Annotated in this window: 16 protein-coding genes, 1 tRNA gene and 3 pseudogenes; 8 read left to right on the top strand and 12 right to left on the bottom strand. The window is 64.6% G+C overall.

Going from position 1 to position 16,417, the window contains the following annotated elements; all coding sequences use genetic code 11:
- Positions 1-7: 7 nt before the first annotated feature.
- On the top strand, positions 8-871 hold the full coding sequence (locus KZO24_RS09700; RefSeq protein ID WP_271181741.1) for a transglutaminase family protein: 864 nt from the start codon (positions 8-10) through the stop codon (positions 869-871).
- A gap of 60 nt (positions 872-931) precedes the next feature.
- Positions 932-1,696, top strand: a complete 765-nt coding sequence (locus tag KZO24_RS09695; RefSeq protein ID WP_271181740.1) for a proteasome-type protease — start codon at positions 932-934, stop codon at positions 1,694-1,696.
- A 199-nt stretch (positions 1,697-1,895) separates the two neighbouring features.
- Here KZO24_RS09695 and KZO24_RS09690 read toward each other — a convergent pair whose 3' ends face one another.
- Positions 1,896-3,191, bottom strand: coding sequence for a cytochrome P450 (locus tag KZO24_RS09690; RefSeq protein WP_271181739.1), 1,296 nt, complete (start codon positions 3,189-3,191; stop codon positions 1,896-1,898).
- Positions 3,192-3,382: 191 nt separating this feature from the next.
- Here KZO24_RS09690 and KZO24_RS09685 point away from each other — a divergent pair, with 191 nt between their 5' ends.
- Positions 3,383-4,648 (top strand): amidohydrolase family protein, encoded by a 1,266-nt coding sequence (locus KZO24_RS09685; RefSeq protein WP_271181738.1) that lies wholly within the window; start codon positions 3,383-3,385, stop codon positions 4,646-4,648.
- Positions 4,649-4,778: 130 nt separating this feature from the next.
- Here KZO24_RS09685 and KZO24_RS09680 read toward each other — a convergent pair whose 3' ends face one another.
- On the bottom strand, positions 4,779-5,468 hold the full coding sequence (locus tag KZO24_RS09680; protein ID WP_271181737.1) for a DUF2490 domain-containing protein: 690 nt from the start codon (positions 5,466-5,468) through the stop codon (positions 4,779-4,781).
- Positions 5,469-5,611: 143 nt separating this feature from the next.
- On the opposite strand from KZO24_RS09680, the gene KZO24_RS09675 reads away from it, so the two are divergent.
- Positions 5,612-5,800 (top strand): hypothetical protein, encoded by a 189-nt coding sequence (locus KZO24_RS09675; protein WP_008829093.1) that lies wholly within the window; start codon positions 5,612-5,614, stop codon positions 5,798-5,800.
- Between the two features lie 4 nt (positions 5,801-5,804).
- Here KZO24_RS09675 and KZO24_RS09670 read toward each other — a convergent pair whose 3' ends face one another.
- The 8 genes and pseudogenes from KZO24_RS09670 to KZO24_RS09635 form a co-directional block, all read right to left on the bottom strand.
- Positions 5,805-6,203, bottom strand: coding sequence for a nucleoside 2-deoxyribosyltransferase domain-containing protein (locus KZO24_RS09670; protein WP_486487164.1), 399 nt, complete (start codon positions 6,201-6,203; stop codon positions 5,805-5,807).
- A 153-nt stretch (positions 6,204-6,356) separates the two neighbouring features.
- Positions 6,357-7,109, bottom strand: a pseudogene (gloB, locus tag KZO24_RS09665) (hydroxyacylglutathione hydrolase); the annotation flags it as partial.
- 31 nt (positions 7,110-7,140) lie between these two features.
- Positions 7,141-7,542, bottom strand: a complete 402-nt coding sequence (locus KZO24_RS09660; RefSeq protein ID WP_271181734.1) for a VOC family protein — start codon at positions 7,540-7,542, stop codon at positions 7,141-7,143.
- Between the two features lie 131 nt (positions 7,543-7,673).
- Positions 7,674-9,387, bottom strand: a pseudogene (rpsA, locus tag KZO24_RS09655) (30S ribosomal protein S1).
- 263 nt (positions 9,388-9,650) lie between these two features.
- Complete coding sequence (locus tag KZO24_RS09650; protein WP_486486106.1) at positions 9,651-9,893, bottom strand: hypothetical protein; 243 nt, start codon at positions 9,891-9,893, stop codon at positions 9,651-9,653.
- 18 nt (positions 9,894-9,911) lie between these two features.
- Positions 9,912-10,040, bottom strand: a complete 129-nt coding sequence (locus KZO24_RS09645; protein WP_256434545.1) for a hypothetical protein — start codon at positions 10,038-10,040, stop codon at positions 9,912-9,914.
- A 37-nt stretch (positions 10,041-10,077) separates the two neighbouring features.
- Positions 10,078-10,461, bottom strand: a complete 384-nt coding sequence (locus tag KZO24_RS09640; RefSeq protein ID WP_486486105.1) for a beta-1,6-N-acetylglucosaminyltransferase — start codon at positions 10,459-10,461, stop codon at positions 10,078-10,080.
- The gene (locus tag KZO24_RS09635; protein WP_486486104.1) at positions 10,458-11,165 is read right to left on the bottom strand and encodes a beta-1,6-N-acetylglucosaminyltransferase; all 708 of its coding nucleotides are present in this window, start codon (positions 11,163-11,165) and stop codon (positions 10,458-10,460) included. The genes KZO24_RS09640 and KZO24_RS09635 overlap by 4 nt, the downstream gene beginning before the upstream one ends.
- Positions 11,166-11,298: 133 nt before the next feature.
- Between KZO24_RS09635 and KZO24_RS09630 the strand changes: the two genes are divergently transcribed.
- On the top strand, positions 11,299-11,802 hold the full coding sequence (locus tag KZO24_RS09630) for an Mpo1 family 2-hydroxy fatty acid dioxygenase (protein WP_271181730.1): 504 nt from the start codon (positions 11,299-11,301) through the stop codon (positions 11,800-11,802).
- Here KZO24_RS09630 and KZO24_RS09625 read toward each other — a convergent pair.
- Together KZO24_RS09625 and aroA are read right to left on the bottom strand one after the other, a co-directional pair.
- Positions 11,790-12,416, bottom strand: a complete 627-nt coding sequence (locus tag KZO24_RS09625) for a (d)CMP kinase (protein ID WP_271181729.1) — start codon at positions 12,414-12,416, stop codon at positions 11,790-11,792. The two genes, KZO24_RS09630 and KZO24_RS09625, sit on opposite strands and share 13 nt — an antisense overlap.
- Before the next feature lie 4 nt (positions 12,417-12,420).
- Positions 12,421-13,742: pseudogene (gene aroA / locus KZO24_RS09620) on the bottom strand (3-phosphoshikimate 1-carboxyvinyltransferase).
- 221 nt (positions 13,743-13,963) lie between these two features.
- Here aroA and KZO24_RS09615 point away from each other — a divergent pair.
- From KZO24_RS09615 to ffh, 3 genes are all read left to right on the top strand, one after another.
- Positions 13,964-14,287, top strand: coding sequence for a TIGR02300 family protein (locus tag KZO24_RS09615; protein WP_008829084.1), 324 nt, complete (start codon positions 13,964-13,966; stop codon positions 14,285-14,287).
- Positions 14,288-14,704: 417 nt separating this feature from the next.
- A tRNA-Ala gene (locus KZO24_RS09610) sits at positions 14,705-14,780 on the top strand.
- 161 nt (positions 14,781-14,941) lie between these two features.
- Positions 14,942-16,396: a signal recognition particle protein gene (gene ffh / locus KZO24_RS09605; protein ID WP_036522535.1), complete on the top strand. Its 1,455-nt coding sequence runs from the start codon at positions 14,942-14,944 to the stop codon at positions 16,394-16,396.
- The last annotated feature ends 21 nt before the right edge of the window (positions 16,397-16,417 follow it).

Here is a 16,417-nt window from a genome sequence, read left to right as displayed (position 1 = left end):
CACAAGGGTGCTCCTGACCGTCAAGCACACCACGCGCTATGCCTTCGCCGGTAAGGTGACTCACGGGCTGCAGCGCCTGCGTCTCAAGCCCAAGTCGACACACGGGCAGGAAGTGCTCGACTGGCGCATGACGCTGGAGGGCGCGGCCACTCAGGCGTCCTACGAGGACCAGCATTACAATCATGTCGATCTCGTCTCGATCGAGCCGGGCGTGCCGGAGGTGGTGGTGACTTGCGAGGGCACCGTCCGGACGGTCGACAACAACGGCGTCGTCGGCCAGAACTTCGGGCTTATGCCGCTGTGGTGCTTCCTGCGGCCGACGAAGTTGACGAAGCCCGGTCCCAAGGTGCGGCAGCTCCTCGCCGGAATCGAGGCCGATCGCTCCGACCTCCTGGGTTATCTCCACACCCTGTCGAGCGTGATCGGCGAGCAAGTGGAGTACGTGACGGGCACCACCGATTCGCAAACGACTGCCGAACAGGCGCTAGCGGCGGGGAAGGGCGTGTGTCAGGATCACGCGCATATCTTCATCGCCGCCGGACGCATGCTCGACGTGCCGATGCGTTACGTCGGCGGTTACCTGCGGATCGACGACCGCGTCGAGCAGGAGGCCGGCCACGGCTGGGCCGAGGCGCATGTGCCCGGGCTCGGCTGGGTGGGCTTCGACGTTTCCAACGCGATCTGCCCGGACGAGCGCTATATCCGCGTGGCGACGGGCTGCGACTATTCAGAAGCCGCGCCCGTCACCGGTATTGCCATGGGGGCGGGAGAAACCCGACTCGACGTTCATCTATCGGTAGATGAGAATCGGGTAGGAATGCAGCAGCAGCAGTCCGCACAAGGCGGGCAGCAGCAGACGCAAGGCAGCTAGACCCTCACTGCACGGTGGGGTACGGGCGGCACGGGTTTGCACGGGGTTTGACGTAGTACCATGACTTATTGTGTCGGCATGATGCTGGATCGCGGGCTCGTCCTGATGAGCGACACGCGCACCAATTCGGGCGTCGACAACATCTCGACCTTCCGCAAGATGGTGCATTGGGAGATCCCCGGCGAGCGGATCATCTCGGTCATGACGGCGGGCAACCTCGCCACCACGCAGGCGGTCATCAGTCAACTGGAAGAGCGCACCAAGGCCCCTTCCGAGCGGCACAATTCGCTGCTCGAGGCACCGACGATGTTCAAGGTCGCCTCGATCGTGGGCAACCTGCTGCAGGACATCATCGAGGAACGCGCCACCGACAACGGCCAGAAGGCGGCCGCCGGCACCTTCAGCGCCTCGATGATCGTCGCGGGCCAGATCAAGGGCATGGAGCCGCGCCTGTTCCTCATCTACCCCGAGGGCAATTTCATAGAGGCCAGCTTCGACACCCCGTTCTTCCAGATCGGCGAGACCAAGTACGGTCGCCCGATCCTGATCCGCGGCTACGACCGCGACATGAGCTTCGAGAGTGCGGTGAAGCTGATGACGGTGTCGTTCGATTCCACCCTCAAGGCGAACCTCTCGGTCGGCCTGCCGCTCGACCTGCTGGTGATCGAGCGGGACAACTTCACGCCCCGTCACGAGCGGCGGATCGATGCTTCCGATCCATATTTCCAGTCCGTCTCGACGAGCTGGAGCGAGGCGCTGCGCAATGCGCTCGACGGGCTGCCCGATTACAGGATGGAGCCGTCGCTGAAGGAAGTGCAGGGCTGACGTTGCGGGACCGTCAGGGGCGGCCGGCTGTGGATGCCTCCAGAGTTCCATCCTTTACCCGTCATCCCCGCGAAGGCGGGGACCTAACTGATGGGCAGGCAACAGGCACTGTCAAGAAATGGGTGCCTGCCTTCGCCGGTATGACGAAGAGCGTCACCGTCAGAGCAGGGGCCTGCTGAAGACCGCCAGCGATCCGGGATCAAGTGCGGGACGACCATGCACCCGCATCCCACACCAGCGGCAGGTTGCGGATTGAGAGCAGCCCCGGAAACACCGTCGTATCCGCCCCCGGTTTCGCCCGGAATTCGGGAATACGGTTGAACCATTCCTCCAGCAGTACCCGCAGTTCGCGCCGCGCCAAGTGCGCGCCGAGGCAGATGTGGACGCCGCCGACGAATGTGAAATGCCGGTTGGCCTTGCGCTCGGGGTCGAACTTTCGCGGATCGTCGAAGCGGGCCGGGTCGAAATTCCCCGCCGGGTTCAGGCACTGGAACGAATCGCCCTTCCGCACCTGAACCCCGTGCCATTCGAAGTCCTTCGTCGCCGTCCGCGTGGACGAGAGGATCGGCTGCGTACGAAGGAATTCCTCCACCGCGCCGTTGATCAGTTCCGGCCGTTCGCGGATCGCGCGCTGGATTTCCGGCTGCAGCGCCATGCGCCGGAACATCTGCGCGATCGTCGCGGCCACGGTATCGAGACCGCCGAGCCACAGGAACCACACCATGCCGATCTTCTCGTCCTCGGTCGGGGCGCGGTCGCCGATCCTGCCATGAACGATCGCGGAGACGAGATGGTCGTCCGGCTCGCGCTCCTTCTCGGCAATGAAAGCGCGCAGAAAATCCAGTACCCCGCGCAGCGCCGCCTGCATCCTGGCAAGGTCGCCCGAGTGCAGGATTTCCCACTCCCAATCGAGGAACTGCTCAAACATCTCTTCGGGAAAGCCCATCAGGCCCATGAAGATGCGCACCGGGTAGACCCGGCCGAAGTCCCAGGCCATGTCCACTTCGCCTTTGCCGGCGACGGCATCGATCATCTCGACGACGACCTTGCGGATGCGCGGTTCCAGTTCGCGGGTGATCCGCGCGGGGCTGAAATACGGCATCAGATAGAGCCGGTACTTCTGGTGGTCCGGCGGGTCGATGGCGAGAGGGATCGACTTGAAGGTCTCGCCGATCAGGCGCTGGAACTCGGCCGTCCCGGCGTTCGAGAAGTGGTCGTTGTCGGTATAGACCCGCTCGATGTCGGCATAGTGCGAGACCACCCAGTTGCCGCGCTGGTTGCCCGAAATCGCGCCGAGGCCATGCCGCATCGGCGGATTGTAGAGCAGACGGGGAATATCCTCGCCGTTGAGCCACGCAAAGGGCTCGTAGGGATCGACGAGGTCGTTAGGCTCGCTGCCGTTCGCGAAGGACAGATCAACGATGCGGTCCTTCGGTACGTTGTCCGGCGCTTCGTAGTCCACGCGGATGTCGTCAAGCGTTCGCGATTGTGGCATGTTCGTCTCCCGGATGAATAGATGCCGGGATGGCCGCTCCGCAACAAGAGGGCCGCAAGCGAGACAAGCGACGCAATCCCGCCGTCTCGCGCCTCGCAATGCCAGTCATCGTCCCGGCGTTGCCCTGCGCGATTGTGCGAACCCGGCCCGGTTGCGAAATGAGAGGCAATTGTTTTTCGGGAGATTGAGTGATGGCCGAGTCTGACGCGCAGGAGATGGCGGCAAACGCCCGCAAGTACTGGTCGGCGGAAGGATATACCGAAGGCGGCGTGATTCGCGAGGTGGACTATGCCTCGCAGTCGGGCGGTCTCGATCCGATGTTCGAAGGTATTAAGATCGTCGATACCGACACCCACATCACCGAGGCGCCGGACCTCTTCACCAGCCGCGCACCGGCGGGCTGGAAGGACAAGATGCCGCGCGTGGAGCGGGTCAATGGCACCGACCGCTGGTTCGTGGGCGACCGTGACTTCGGCACGCTGGGCGGCAACGTCATCCGCGCCGACAATAACAAGCTGCTCGGGCGGCTGGCCTTCCCGAAGCTGGAACAGGCGCACCCCGGCGGCCACGAACTCAAGGCGCGCCTGCAGGCGATGGACGACATGGGCGTCCATGCGCAGATCTGCTTCCAGAATTCGGGCGTGACGCAGGCCGGTTCGCTGATGAGCCTGGGCGACCTCGACCTCGCGCTCAAGGTCATCCAGATCTACAACGACGCCTCGGCCGAGTTCCAGGAGACTTCCGGCCAGCGTATCTTCAACATGGCGCACCTGCCGTTCTGGGACCAGAAGGCGCTGGAAACCGAGGCGAAGCGCTGCCACGACATCGGCCTCAAGGGCTTCGTGCTGCCCGACACGCCCGAGCGCGTCGGCGTGCCCAGCTTCAATTACGATTACTGGACGCCGTTCCTCGAGATGTGCGAGGCGACCGGCATGCCGCTGAACTTCCACCTCAATGCGGCGATCGATCCCAACACCCTGACCTGGGAAGGCTTCCAGTTCGAGCAGACGCTGTCGGTGGTGGCGACGATGTTCTCGATCGGCAACGCGGCAACGCTGGGCAACTGGATGGTTTCGGGTCGTCTCGACCGGCATCCCAAGCTCAAGATCGGCCTGATCGAAAGCGGCGCGGGCTGGGTGCCCTTCGCGGTCGAGGCGCTGGAGCACCAGTTCCGCGAAATGCTGCCGATCAAGCGCGACGTGCTCAAGAAGCAGCCCTGGGACTACTTCCGCGATCACTTCTTCTGCACCTTCTGGTTCGAGAAGATCGCGCCCAAGTATCTGCTGGAGATCATCGGCGTCGACAACGTCATGTTCGAGACCGATTTCCCGCACCCGACCTCGCTCTATCCGGGCGTGCAGGAGCACCTGAAGGACGTCCTGGGCGGTTATGACCACGCCACGCGCAAGAAGGTGCTGCAGGACAACGCGGTGCGTTTGTACAACCTGCCGTTCTGAAGCCGGTGAATCCTCCTCGTTCCGCAGGAATGGGGAGGGGGCCCGCCCGCGTAGCGGGTGGTGGAGGGGAAACCCCTCCGTCAGCCCGTGACGGGCTGCCACCTCCCCATCGCTTCGCGACAAGGAGGATTTAGTGCCGGTAGAACAGCGTCACGGACGCCACGTGGTTCATTCGTGTGCGTCCGCGGGTCTGATCGATGGTCTGATTCAGATAGCCCAGTTCCAGCGTCGAGGCGCCGGGAAGGCCCACTTCCGCACCGACGAAGCTGCGCAGCTGGTCGAAGCCGCTGCGTGCGCCCCAGTCGGTGTCGTTGAACGCCACGAAACCTTCGGCATAGACCAGCGCGTTCACCGCATCGCTGCCCGACTTGAGCGGATGTTCATAGCGAATCATCTCGCGCAGTCGCCAGCCCACGTCGCTGCCGTCAGAGCGCCAGCGCTGCTCCAGCCGCGTGCGTGACGACAGTTCGCCGCCGAAGGGCTTGCCGAGCGCGAGGTTCAACTGCTGAAAACTGCGCTCCTCGTTGATGTCGCGGCCGCCGTCGACAGGGGTGATGACATGCGCATAGCCCTGGTAGAGCGTCGCCGACCGGGACAGCTTCACGCCCACCGCTCCGCGCAGCAGCAGCGCGTCGAGGCGCGAGATGCCGTCGCCCATGCGCGGCTGGAACTCGGCGAAATAGACCACGTCGCCGGAGATCGGCCCCATCGCCGTCAGGTTGATCCAGGCCTGCTCGTCCTGCGTCGTCTCTGCATGCGCGAGAGGTGCGCAAAGCGCGGCGGCTGCGATCAGGGCGAGGCGGGCGAGGCACGAATTCATGGCGCGGCGATATGGCTGGAACGTGTCGCATTCGTTGCTGGTGCGTCAGGTCTTATGTCGGAGGCGGCGTCGCGAAGCCCTCTTTCGCGATGAGCGATCCCGCACTAGTCTGACCCTCCAATAATAAGCAGGAGAGGTGTCATATGTTCGTGAAGCTAACCGGGGCAGACCGTACCGCGACCGCCATCAACGCCTCGCAGGTGACATTCGTGTCCCAGGTGACCGAAGGCACCCGCATCCGTTTCGGCGAAGGGCGTTCGGTCACCGTGGTGGAGCCGCTCGACGAAGTGATCGAGCGGCTGAACAAGACACTGTCCTTCCCGGAGACCTGAAGGGCTATTCCGGTTTCCAGCGCTTCAACCGGGCGCGGACTTCGGAGACGAGGTCCTCGAAGGCCGCGACCCGGGTGATGCCGTAACGCTCGGCGGTGATGTCGATGTTGCCCTTGCGCCAGAAGCCGTCGGGGCACAGCAGCACGATCCTGCCGCTGCGCCCGTGAAGGCCCAGTTCGAGCAGGCTGATCGGGCTCTGCGTGCCGGGCGCAAGGTACATGACGATCACGTCGGCACTGTCGAGCGCGGACAGTTCCCATTCGACCTGCTGGCGAAAGTGCGGCTCCTCGGCCACGGGCTTCCAAGCCGGGTCCCAGTCCGGGCGGCGCGGGTTGAGGAGGATCGCGGGCTGGTCGGCGAGCGCGGCGATCAGGTCCGCCTGCCAGTCCCGCGCGACGCCCATCTCGATGCTGCCGCCGAGGAATACGCGCGGCCGGTCATGCGAGGGCGGTAGCGGCGTGGGCGATACGATGACTTCGGCGGCGAGAGCAGGCGAGGAAGCGAGCGGCAGGGCCATGAGCGCGGCGGCGACGCTTTTCAGCACGGTCAGAACGAGATCCTTCGCACTGCGCAGCGCTGCGAACGTCGCCACCGCGTCGCCGGAATGTTCCCAGCGCTTCTGGAGGGCGGGGTCGTCGGCGCGCAGGAAGGGATTGGTGCGCAGTTCCCGCTCCAGCTTGGTCGGCACCGTCGGCAGGCCCTTGTCGCGGCGGCGGGTGATTTCCTCGGCGTAGGCCTGGAGGTCGGCGTTGTCGGGATCGGCATGGAGCGCGAAGCGGGCGTTCGACGCCGTATATTCGTGCGCGCAGTAGATCATCGTCTCGCCGGGCAGGGCCTTGAGGCGCTTGAGCGACGCCCAGAACTGCTCGGGGTTGCCTTCGAACATCCGGCCGCAGCCGAGCGCGAACAGGGCGTCGCCGACGAAGGCGATGCACGATCCGGGCAAGTGGTAGGCGATGTGGCCATTGGTATGCCCGCCGACGTCGATCACGAAAGCCTGCCGGTCGCCGATGGTGACGATGTCGCCCTGACCGACAGTGCGATCGACCGCCTCGATCTTGTCCGCGTCCCCGGCCGGAGCGGTTACGCGGCAGCCGGTGACCGCCTTGATCGCGGCATTGCCGCCTGCGTGATCCGGGTGCCAGTGGGTGTTCCAGATCTGGGTGATCTGCCAGCCCTTCCGGCCCGCCTGCCGCAGATATTCATCGGCGTCAGGGGTGTCGATGCAGACGGTTTCCCGGCTCACGGGATCGTGCAGCAGGTAGCCGTAGTTGTCGGACAGGCACGGGAACTGGTGGACTTCGAGCATGTCACTCTCCTTGCGGGAGCGATGTAGGTCCTCAGTCGGGCTCTGGAAAGGGCAGGGAGAGCTGCCAACTGACGCCATGCACATCGCTGAGCCACGTGAACAGAGCCGCGAACTCGTAGCCGTCCAGCGGCATCATCACCTTGCCGCCTTCGCCCAGGACTTTCGCGGCGTGGCGAAGCTGCGCCTCGTCCTCGCAGTCAACGAAGATCGACGTCGCGGGGGTGAAGGTGAAGGCGTGCGGGATCGGGCTGTCGAACACCCGCCACTCGGTGCTGCCGAGCGTGAAGCGCGCGGAGGAGAGCTTGCCCTGCGCCTCGCCGCCGGAGTGGCGCTCCAGTTCCGCAACCTCGATGTGATCGGGAAACGCACGCTTCCACAGGATCAGCGCTTCCTGCGCATCGCCCTGGAACATGAGGAAGGGAGTGGCTTGCATGGTTTTCGATCCTTGCCCGGCTCGCAGGAACAAAGCGGGCGGGGCATCGCGGTTCCCCAAAGCAAAAGCCCGTCCGGATCGCTCCGGACGGGCCTTCACTGTTTCAGCTTCGATGAAGCCGAAGACCGTTCTTACGAACGCGCCTTCAGAGCCTCGCCGAGGATGTCGCCGAGCGAAGCGCCCGAGTCCGACGAACCGTACTGCTCGACTGCTTCCTTCTCTTCGGCCAGCTGGCGGGCCTTGACCGAGAAGTTCGGCTTCTTGGAACGGTCGAAACCGGTGACCATGGCGTCGAGCTTCTGGCCGACCTGGAAGCGGTCGGGGCGCTGCTCGTCGCGGTCGCGGCCGAGGTCCGAACGCTTGATGAAGCCGGTGGCGCCATCGTCGCCAGCCTGGACTTCCAGGCCGCCGTCGCGAACTTCGAGAACGGTGACGGTGACGACCTGGCCGCGGCGCAGGTTGCCTTCGGCAGCCGAGGAGGCGCCGCCGGCGGCCGGAGCGCCACGCTCAAGCTGCTTCATACCGAGCGAGATGCGCTCCTTCTCGACGTCGACATCGAGAACCACGGCCGAAACCTGCTCGCCCTTACGGTGCAGAGCCAGCGCGTCTTCGCCCGAGATGCCCCATGCGATGTCCGACATGTGAACCATGCCGTCCACGTCGCCGTCGAGGCCGATGAACAGACCGAATTCGGTCGCGTTCTTGACTTCGCCTTCGACCTGCGAGCCGACCGGGTGACGCTCTGCGAACGCTTCCCAGGGGTTCTGCTGGGCCTGCTTCAGGCCGAGCGAGATGCGGCGCTTGTCCGAGATCGACTTCGAGAACGACCACTTCGACTTCCTGCGAGGTCGAAACGATCTTGCCCGGGTGGACGTTCTTCTTGGTCCAGGACATTTCCGAAACGTGGACGAGGCCCTCGATCCCGGCTTCCAGCTCCACGAAGGCGCCGTATTCGGTGATGTTGGTGACCGTGCCCTGCAGCTTCGCGCCGACCGGGTACTTGACGCCAGCGCCTTCCCACGGATCGCTTTCCAGCTGCTTCATGCCGAGGCTGATGCGCTGGGTTTCGCTGTTGATGCGGATGATCTGGACCTTCACGGTGTCGCCGATGGCGATCACTTCGCTCGGGTGGTTGACGCGCTTGTAGCTCATGTCGGTGACATGGAGCAGGCCGTCGATGCCGCCGAGGTCAACGAACGCACCGTAGTCGGTGATGTTCTTGACGACGCCGTCGATGACCTGGCCTTCGCTCAGCTTGTCGATCAGCTCGCTGCGCTGTTCGGCGCGGGTCTCTTCGAGCACGGCGCGGCGCGACACGACGATGTTGCCACGGCGACGGTCCATCTTGAGGATCTGGAAGGGCTGCGGCACATCCATCAGCGGGGTGACGTCGCGCACGGGGCGGATGTCGACCTGCGAGCCGGGGAGGAATGCAACGGCACCGTCGAGGTCGACGGTGAAGCCGCCCTTGACGCGGCCGAAGATCACGCCTTCGACGCGCTTGCCTTCGCCGAACTCGCTTTCCAGCTTGTCCCAGGCGGCTTCGCGGCGTGCACGGTCGCGCGACAGCATCGCTTCGCCGTCGGCGTTCTCGACGCGGTCGACGTAGACTTCGACTTCGTCACCGACCTTCAGGCCGTGGTCGTCTTCGCCACGAGCGAATTCGCGCAGCGACACGCGGCCTTCGCTCTTGAGGCCCACGTCGATGACGGCCTTGTCGTTCTCGATCGCGGTGACGGTACCCTTGACGACGCGGCCTTCGAAGCCGTCGTCAGCGACGCCGCCGAGCTGCTCGTCGAGCATCTTCGCGAAATCGTCGCGGGTCGGATTGGCAACAGATGCCATCAACACATTTCCTTCGTTCGATTTTTCCGGCCTGGCGGTTGTGTCCGCCGGTCTTTTCTCCGCTACCTGCACCATGCAGGAAAACGGGCCAAAGGGGCCGAACTGCCGCGGCGGCCGGATGCCGTTCGCGGCGCCCCTGAGGCAGATGCCTTTCGGGACCCGGGGCCATTACGCGCGAGGGGGCGGAAATGCAAGGGATTTGGCATTTTCCGTGACATCGGCGGCCCCGCAACGACCACGGTGCGCAAGCGGCGGCGTCACCCCTATCCGTGACTGATGCGCTGGCCGTCACTGTCCCCGCCTGCCTCGAGCGCGAACTGCCGGGCGATGGCAGTATCGAGCTTGTCGAGCGGGGTCAGTTTGGCGTCGCGCTTTTCGGCCGAGATGGCCTCCGCCTCCCACGCTTTCGCTGCAGCCATCGCGATACCCCGGCGGTTTTCGAGCGGCTCGCTGAGGGCTTTGGCGCGCTGCAGCGCTTCTTGCTCTCTGCAGAAAGTTGCTGACATGCGCATTTTGCTGCTCCCTTAGCGCTTCATGTTTTGAAGACCGGCGACCACGCCCGGCTTTTCGGTCGGCTTCGACGCGTTGGTCTTCGGCTTTGCCGCCTTGGGCTTGCGGACTTCGCGGTTCGATTTCTTCTGCGACTTGGCCATATTCGTTCTTCCTGTGCTGGTTCGATGGAGCGCGCCGTCAGGCGGCGACGGCGTCCGGCAGGCGCGAAAATGCGGCCGCCGGACGGTAGATATTCGCCGCTTCCGAGCACAGATGGCGTTCGAGCAGCGAGAGAATCGTGGTGTCGGTCTCTGCGTCGAACTTGCGCGCGAACAGGTCTGGACTTGCCCGCAAGCGGTCGATGTCGCGTTCGTCGTAATTGCGCGGGCGCAGCTTGATGTCGCCATCGGGGACCCAGTCTATCATCCGCAGATCGTCGTTCATGACGATGCCGTGGCCGCCGCCGTTCATCATCACGGTCTGGAAGAAGGCTTCGTCCGCGATAAAACTGTTGCGATAGAATGTCTTGAACGAGTCGGCTCGCCGATCATGGCAGACATATGCGCAGAAGCTCCGGGTCACGGCCTTCCACTGAGTGCCGATGAAGGGGTGCTGCCCGCGGGGTAGGGGCGGGCAGCACCCGGCGTCAGCTTGCCATGCTCTTCGGTGAACCGATGACTGATGCGATTCAGGGTGTCAGGCCGTTCCTTGCGCTGATCGAGCGCGCGGATGAACTGCTTGCCCGGATTGGCTGCAAAGAATTGACGGATGTAGTTCTGGCTTTTGAGAGGAAAGTCCTGGCCGGACAGATTTATGTAATGTGTCCAGCGACCGTCCATTTCGAGGAGACGAGCCATTCCGCGCAGTTCCGCATCGACGAGGCTGTAGCCACCCCACAGCGCATTTTGGGGGTCGAGGATTGCGACCCCCTGATAGGGCTGCAGAAAGGACGCAATGTCATTCGCAAGGGCCTCGCCTGAGCTTTTGTCGACATGAATTACGTATTGATTTCCCGCTTGATAGATGGCCTCGAAGAGCCGCTTGAACTGTGCCGGATAGCGGTGAACGAGCAGGAAATAAGCAATCATGCGGTTGTCCATTTCGAGCCGCGCGTGACTGGCTGTCAAAATCCAGGCAATGGCGGCAACGTTTCCTGTCTCAGGAAAGCCGATCGAAAAGTATTTTTGATCGTGAAGAGACACCGCTGGACAGGGTTGCGACGAAATAAATTGCAACAGCGTGGCGAATACATGGCTATTCGCTGGAGATATTACAAGGTTTCCCAAAGGCGATGCTTTCGCTCGATCAGGAGCGGCGCTCGCGGGCAGGGCGGGAAATTCCGTTTCTCGCGCAATCGGGCCGCCAACATCGCTGGCTGAATTTTCTCATGCCGCTATCATGCCGTTCGGGAGAAAAGAGATGTCCGAACGGCTCGTGTGCCATCTGGCGCAATATGCGGCGTATCACCGCGACCGGCGCAACGTCATGACGCACATGATCGGCATTCCGATGATCGTGCTGGCGGTCGAGGTGCTGCTGGCGCGGCCCCGGATCGAGATCGCCGGAATCGGCCTTGCAGCCGTCGACTTCGCCATCGTCGCGGTGTGCTGCTTCTACTTCACACTCGACCGCAGGCTGGCCTGTGGCATGGCCGCGGTGCTTGCGGTGGGCAAGGTGATCGGCGGCAAGCTGGCCGAGCAGGATACCGCGACCTGGCTGGGCTGGGGACTAAGCCTGTTCGTAGTGGGCTGGCTATTCCAGCTGCTCGGTCACAAGTGGGAAGGGCGCAAGCCCGCTTTCCTCGACGACGTGCGCGGTCTGCTGATCGGCCCGCTGTTCGTGCTGGCCGAGGCGGTGTTCCACTTCGGCAGGCGGCCCGAACTGCGCGGGGCAATTGAAAGGCGGCTCTCTCAGGCCGACTGAACGAGCGCGTCCACGGCGGCGATGGCGGCGGCGATCGCTTCCTCCCGCTTGAGGGTGGAGGTGTCGATCACCAGCGCATCGGCGGCGGCGACCAGCGGGGCGTCCTTGCGGCCCTTGTCGCGGGCGTCGCGGGCGGCGAGGTCGGCGGTGATCTCTTCCAGCGAAGCGTCGCGGCCATGCGCCTGCATCTCGAGGAAGCGCCGCTGCGCGCGGGCCTCCACCGAGGCGACGACGAACAGCTTGGCCTCGGCCTCCGGCGCGATGACGGTGCCGATGTCGCGCCCGTCGAGCACGGCGCCGCCGGGCTGGGTGGCGAAGCTGCGCTGGCGCTCGAACAGGGCCTGGCGCACGGCGGGGTGGATCGAGACGCGGCTGGCGAGGCCGCCGGTCGCCTCGGAGCGCAGTTCGGGATCGGAGAGCAATTCGGGCGCGAACGTGCAGGCGGCCAGCGCGTCTGCCGGATCGTCCGGATTGCCGCCGCTCAACGCGCACTGGTGGCCCACCGCGCGGTAGAGCAGCCCGGTGTCGAGATGCGGCAAGTGGAAGTGCGCGGCCAGTGCCTTGGCGATCGTGCCCTTGCCCGAGGCGGTCGGTCCGTCGACGGCGATGATCATGCGGTCAGGCCCCCGTTCCGAGCTTGGCCAGCATCGCCTCGAACACGGGGAAGCTGGTGGCGATCGGGCGCACGTCGTCTACTTCGACGCCCGCACGGCTGGCGAGGCCGGCGACCGCCATCGACATGGCGATGCGGTGGTCGAGGTGGGTGGCGATGGCGCCGTTGGTGCCGACCAGCGGCTCGCCGCCGGAGCCGGTGATGACCAGGCCTTCCTCGGTCTCGCGCACGGTGACACCGGCGGCGGCGAGGGCGGTCGCCATCACGGAGATACGGTCCGATTCCTTGACGCGCAGTTCCTCAAGGCCGGTGGTGGTGGTCACGCCCTCGGCCAGCGCGGCGGCGACGAAGAGGACCGGGAATTCATCCACCATGGCGGGCACGATCGCGGGATCGACTTCGATGCCCTTGAGCGCGGAGTGCCTGACCAGCAGGTCGGCGACCGGTTCGCCGCCGACCTCGCGCGGATTCACTTCCTCGATGAAGCCGCCCATCTGGCGCAGCACTTCGACGATCCCGGCGCGAGTGGGGTTGAGGCCGACGTTCTCGATCAGCACTTCGCTGCCCGGGATCACGAGAGCGGCGACGATGAAGAAGGCGGCGGACGAAGGATCGCCCGGAACCTCAATGGTCTGCGGCTTCAGTTCGGCCTCGCCCCGGATCGAGATAACCCGCGCGCTGTCGGCATCGGTCTCGACGGTGAGGTCGGCGCCGAATCCGCGCAGCATCCGCTCGGAGTGGTCGCGGGTGGGCACCGGCTCGATGACGGTGGTGATGCCGGGCGTGTTGAGGCCGGCCAGCAGGATCGCGCTCTTTACCTGTGCCGAGGCCATCGGCAGGCGGTAGCGGATCGGCACCGCCGGGCTGGCGCCCTTGAGGATGAGGGCAGGCGGCCGCCTTCCGATGCCTCGAAGCTGGCGCCCATCTCGGAAAGCGGATCGATGACGCGGCCCATCGGGCGCTTGGAGAGCGAGCCGTCGCCGATGAAGGTCGCGGTGATCGGGTGGCTGGCGACGAGGCCCATCAAGAGGCGCGTCGACGTGCCCGAATTGCCCATGTCGAGCGGCGCTTCGGGCTGGAGCAGCGCACCCACGCCGACGCCGTTGACAGTCCAGGCCCCTTCGTCCGTGCGCGTCACGGTGGCGCCCATCGCGCGCATGGCGGCGGCGGTGGAAAGCACGTCCTCGCCTTCGAGCAGGCCGGTCACTTTCGTCTCGCCCACCGCCAGCGCGCCCAGCATGATCGAGCGATGGCTGATCGACTTGTCGCCCGGAACCCGGATTCGCCCTTTGAGCGGCCCGGTCGGCAGGAAGCGGCGGGGGCGCATGTTCAGGGTGTCGTGGCTCACGGGGTTGGACTTTCGGGGCTGGAATGCTGTAAAAACGGGGCGGCTTTTGACAGCGCCTGTCCGCTATGGCAAGGCGCGCGCCCTGATGCGGCCTTGCGCGCCTAATCTCGCGAGACTTGATTAAGTGCGCAGGCTTTCCCATCAAGACACGCAATTTACTTTGCCCGCGCCATCCGGAACGGGCCAGACGAGGACTTTCCATGGCCAAGGCTGAATGGGGCGCCAAGCATGGCTGCCCGAAATGCGGCACCCGCTTCTACGACCTGGGCAAGGATGACCCGGTCACCTGCATCGAATGCGGCAACGAATGGACCCCCGAGCCGGTGCTCAAGTCCAAGCAGCCGATTCCCTACGAGGAAATCCAGAAGAAGAAGGAAGTCGTCGAGACCGAGGACGAGGATCTGGCCGAAGAGGATCTCGACATCGATGACGACGGCGATTCGCCGGACAACGATGTGGACCTCGGCGGTGACGACGATCTCGGCATCGGTGCCGGCGGCGACGACGAAGACCACGACAACTGATCTGACACGGGGCCGGTCCGCTTTATAGCGAACCGGCCCCGGCTGGTTCTGGGGTGCTTGTTCGGTGGCGCGCGCTGCCGCGCTTTCGCTTCTCGCCTAGGCTCCGCCTTCCTCGTCATTCCCGCGAAGGCGGGAACCCATCTCCTGAAGGCGCCTGCCCGCACTGGCATCAGTTGGGTCTCCGCCTTCGCGGGGATGACAAAAGTGTGGAGCAGGACAGTGGTGTGGGGCGGCGAACCGGTCTGCGATAGCGCCTCAAAACTCGCCGCCGAAAAAATCGACATCACGCAAATTTTCCTCTTGCCAAGTTTTCAGACCGCCCGTAGATGGCGGCCTCCCAAGCGGAGGCGCTTCTTCGAAACGCCGAAAACGAGGGAAACGGGTTGGTCCTCCCAGGGTTAACTTGCTGAAATGATTGGGGCCTTAGCTCAGCTGGGAGAGCGCCTGCATGGCATGCAGGAGGTCAGCGGTTCGATCCCGCTAGGCTCCACCATTTCGCTACATTGAAGTTTCGCATGATTGCGACACGCTGGTTGACGAGGTTTCGTCCACTGGCGTTTTTTGCTATCAGGTCATGCATCCGCCGGTCAGCGAGGTTTCGCCCACCGGCGTTTTTGGCGTGTTTCGCGCCGGATTTGAAGGAGTGAACGGCCTATGTTCGACAGTCTGTCAGATCGCCTTGGTGGCGTCTTCGACAAGCTGCGCGGCCGTGGTGCGCTCAAGGAGCAGGACGTTCTCGATGCCATGCGCGAAGTGCGCATCGCGCTGCTCGAGGCCGACGTCGCGCTCCCGGTGGTGCGCCGCTTCATCGATACCGTCACGGAAAAGGCCGTCGGCCAGAACGTCCTGCGCTCGGTCACGCCGGGCCAGCAGGTCGTCAAGATCGTCAACGACGCGCTGATCGAGACGCTGGGCGGCGAAGAGACCCCCGGCCTTGACCTTGAGGCCGTGCCGCCGATCGTCATCATGATGGTCGGCCTTCAGGGCTCGGGCAAGACCACCAGCACCGCCAAGATCGCCAAGCTTCTCAAGGAGAAGCAGGGCAAGAAGGTGATGATGGCCTCGCTCGACGTGAACCGTCCGGCGGCGCAGGAACAGCTCAAGGTGCTGGGCGAGCAGGTGAGCGTCGCCACGCTCCCGATCATCGCCGGCCAGCAGCCCACCGAGATCGCCACCCGTGCGATGCAGGCCGCGCGCCTGCAGGCCGTGGACGTGCTGCTGCTCGACACCGCGGGCCGCCTCCACGTCGACCAGCAGTTGATGGACGAGATGAAGGCGGTCGCCGCCATCTCGACCCCGCGCGAAACGCTGCTCGTGGTCGATTCGCTGACGGGTCAGGACGCGGTCAACGTCGCGCAGTCGTTCGCGGGGCAGGTGGACCTCACCGGCGTTGTGCTGACCCGCATGGACGGCGATGCGCGCGGCGGTGCGGCGCTGTCGATGCGTGCCGTCACCGGCAAGCCGATCAAGTTCGCAGGCACCGGCGAGAAGATGGATGCGCTGGAGGTCTTCCACCCCAGCCGCGTCGCCAACCGCATCCTGGGCATGGGCGATATCGTCTCCATGGTCGAGAAGGCCGCAGAAGCGGTCAAGATCGAAGATGCCGAGGCGCTCGCCAAGCGCATGGAGCAGGGCAAGTTCGACATGAACGACCTGCGCATGCAGCTCAAGCAGATGCAGAACATGGGCGGTCTCGGCGCGCTGGCGGGCATGATGCCGGGCATGAAGAAGGCCAAGGCGGCGATGCAGCAGTCGGGCATGGACGACCGCGTCCTCCTGCGCATGGACGCGATCATCGGCTCGATGACGCCGAAGGAGCGCAGCAATCCTGCACTGCTCAACGCCAAGCGCAAGATCCGCGTCGCCAACGGCTCGGGCACCCAGGTCCAGGACGTCAACAAGCTGCTCAAGATGCACCTGGAGATGTCCAAGGCCATGAAGCAGATCAAGAAGATGGGCGGCCTCAAGGGGCTGGCCGCGATGTTCGGCAAGGGCGGCCTCGATGCCGCGATGCCGGGCCTCGGCGGTGCCGGTCTCGGTCCCTCGGCCGGGGGCTTCCCCGGGCTTGGTGGCGGCGGTGCCGATCTCAGCAAATTCCTGAAACGATAATCTCAAATATTCCCAGAATTA

The organism is Novosphingobium sp. NFX11 (assembly GCF_057376415.1).
Note: the sequence above shows the minus strand (reverse complement) of the source record. Positions and strands in the feature narration are given on the sequence as shown.

Coding starts and splice junctions, on each gene's coding strand:
- KZO24_RS09695 (WP_271181740.1), top strand. CDS start 932: ATGACTTATTGTGTCGGCATGATGCTGGATCGCGGGCTCGTCCTGATG.
- KZO24_RS09690 (WP_271181739.1), bottom strand. CDS start 3,191: ATGCCACAATCGCGAACGCTTGACGACATCCGCGTGGACTACGAAGCG.
- KZO24_RS09685 (WP_271181738.1), top strand. CDS start 3,383: ATGGCCGAGTCTGACGCGCAGGAGATGGCGGCAAACGCCCGCAAGTAC.
- KZO24_RS09680 (WP_271181737.1), bottom strand. CDS start 5,468: ATGAATTCGTGCCTCGCCCGCCTCGCCCTGATCGCAGCCGCCGCGCTT.
- KZO24_RS09675 (WP_008829093.1), top strand. CDS start 5,612: ATGTTCGTGAAGCTAACCGGGGCAGACCGTACCGCGACCGCCATCAAC.
- KZO24_RS09670 (WP_486487164.1), bottom strand. CDS start 6,203: ATGGGCGTCGCGCGGGACTGGCAGGCGGACCTGATCGCCGCGCTCGCC.
- KZO24_RS09660 (WP_271181734.1), bottom strand. CDS start 7,542: ATGCAAGCCACTCCCTTCCTCATGTTCCAGGGCGATGCGCAGGAAGCG.
- KZO24_RS09650 (WP_486486106.1), bottom strand. CDS start 9,893: ATGTCAGCAACTTTCTGCAGAGAGCAAGAAGCGCTGCAGCGCGCCAAA.
- KZO24_RS09645 (WP_256434545.1), bottom strand. CDS start 10,040: ATGGCCAAGTCGCAGAAGAAATCGAACCGCGAAGTCCGCAAGCCCAAG.
- KZO24_RS09630 (WP_271181730.1), top strand. CDS start 11,299: ATGTCCGAACGGCTCGTGTGCCATCTGGCGCAATATGCGGCGTATCAC.
- KZO24_RS09625 (WP_271181729.1), bottom strand. CDS start 12,416: ATGATCATCGCCGTCGACGGACCGACCGCCTCGGGCAAGGGCACGATC.
- KZO24_RS09615 (WP_008829084.1), top strand. CDS start 13,964: ATGGCCAAGGCTGAATGGGGCGCCAAGCATGGCTGCCCGAAATGCGGC.
- ffh (WP_036522535.1), top strand. CDS start 14,942: ATGTTCGACAGTCTGTCAGATCGCCTTGGTGGCGTCTTCGACAAGCTG.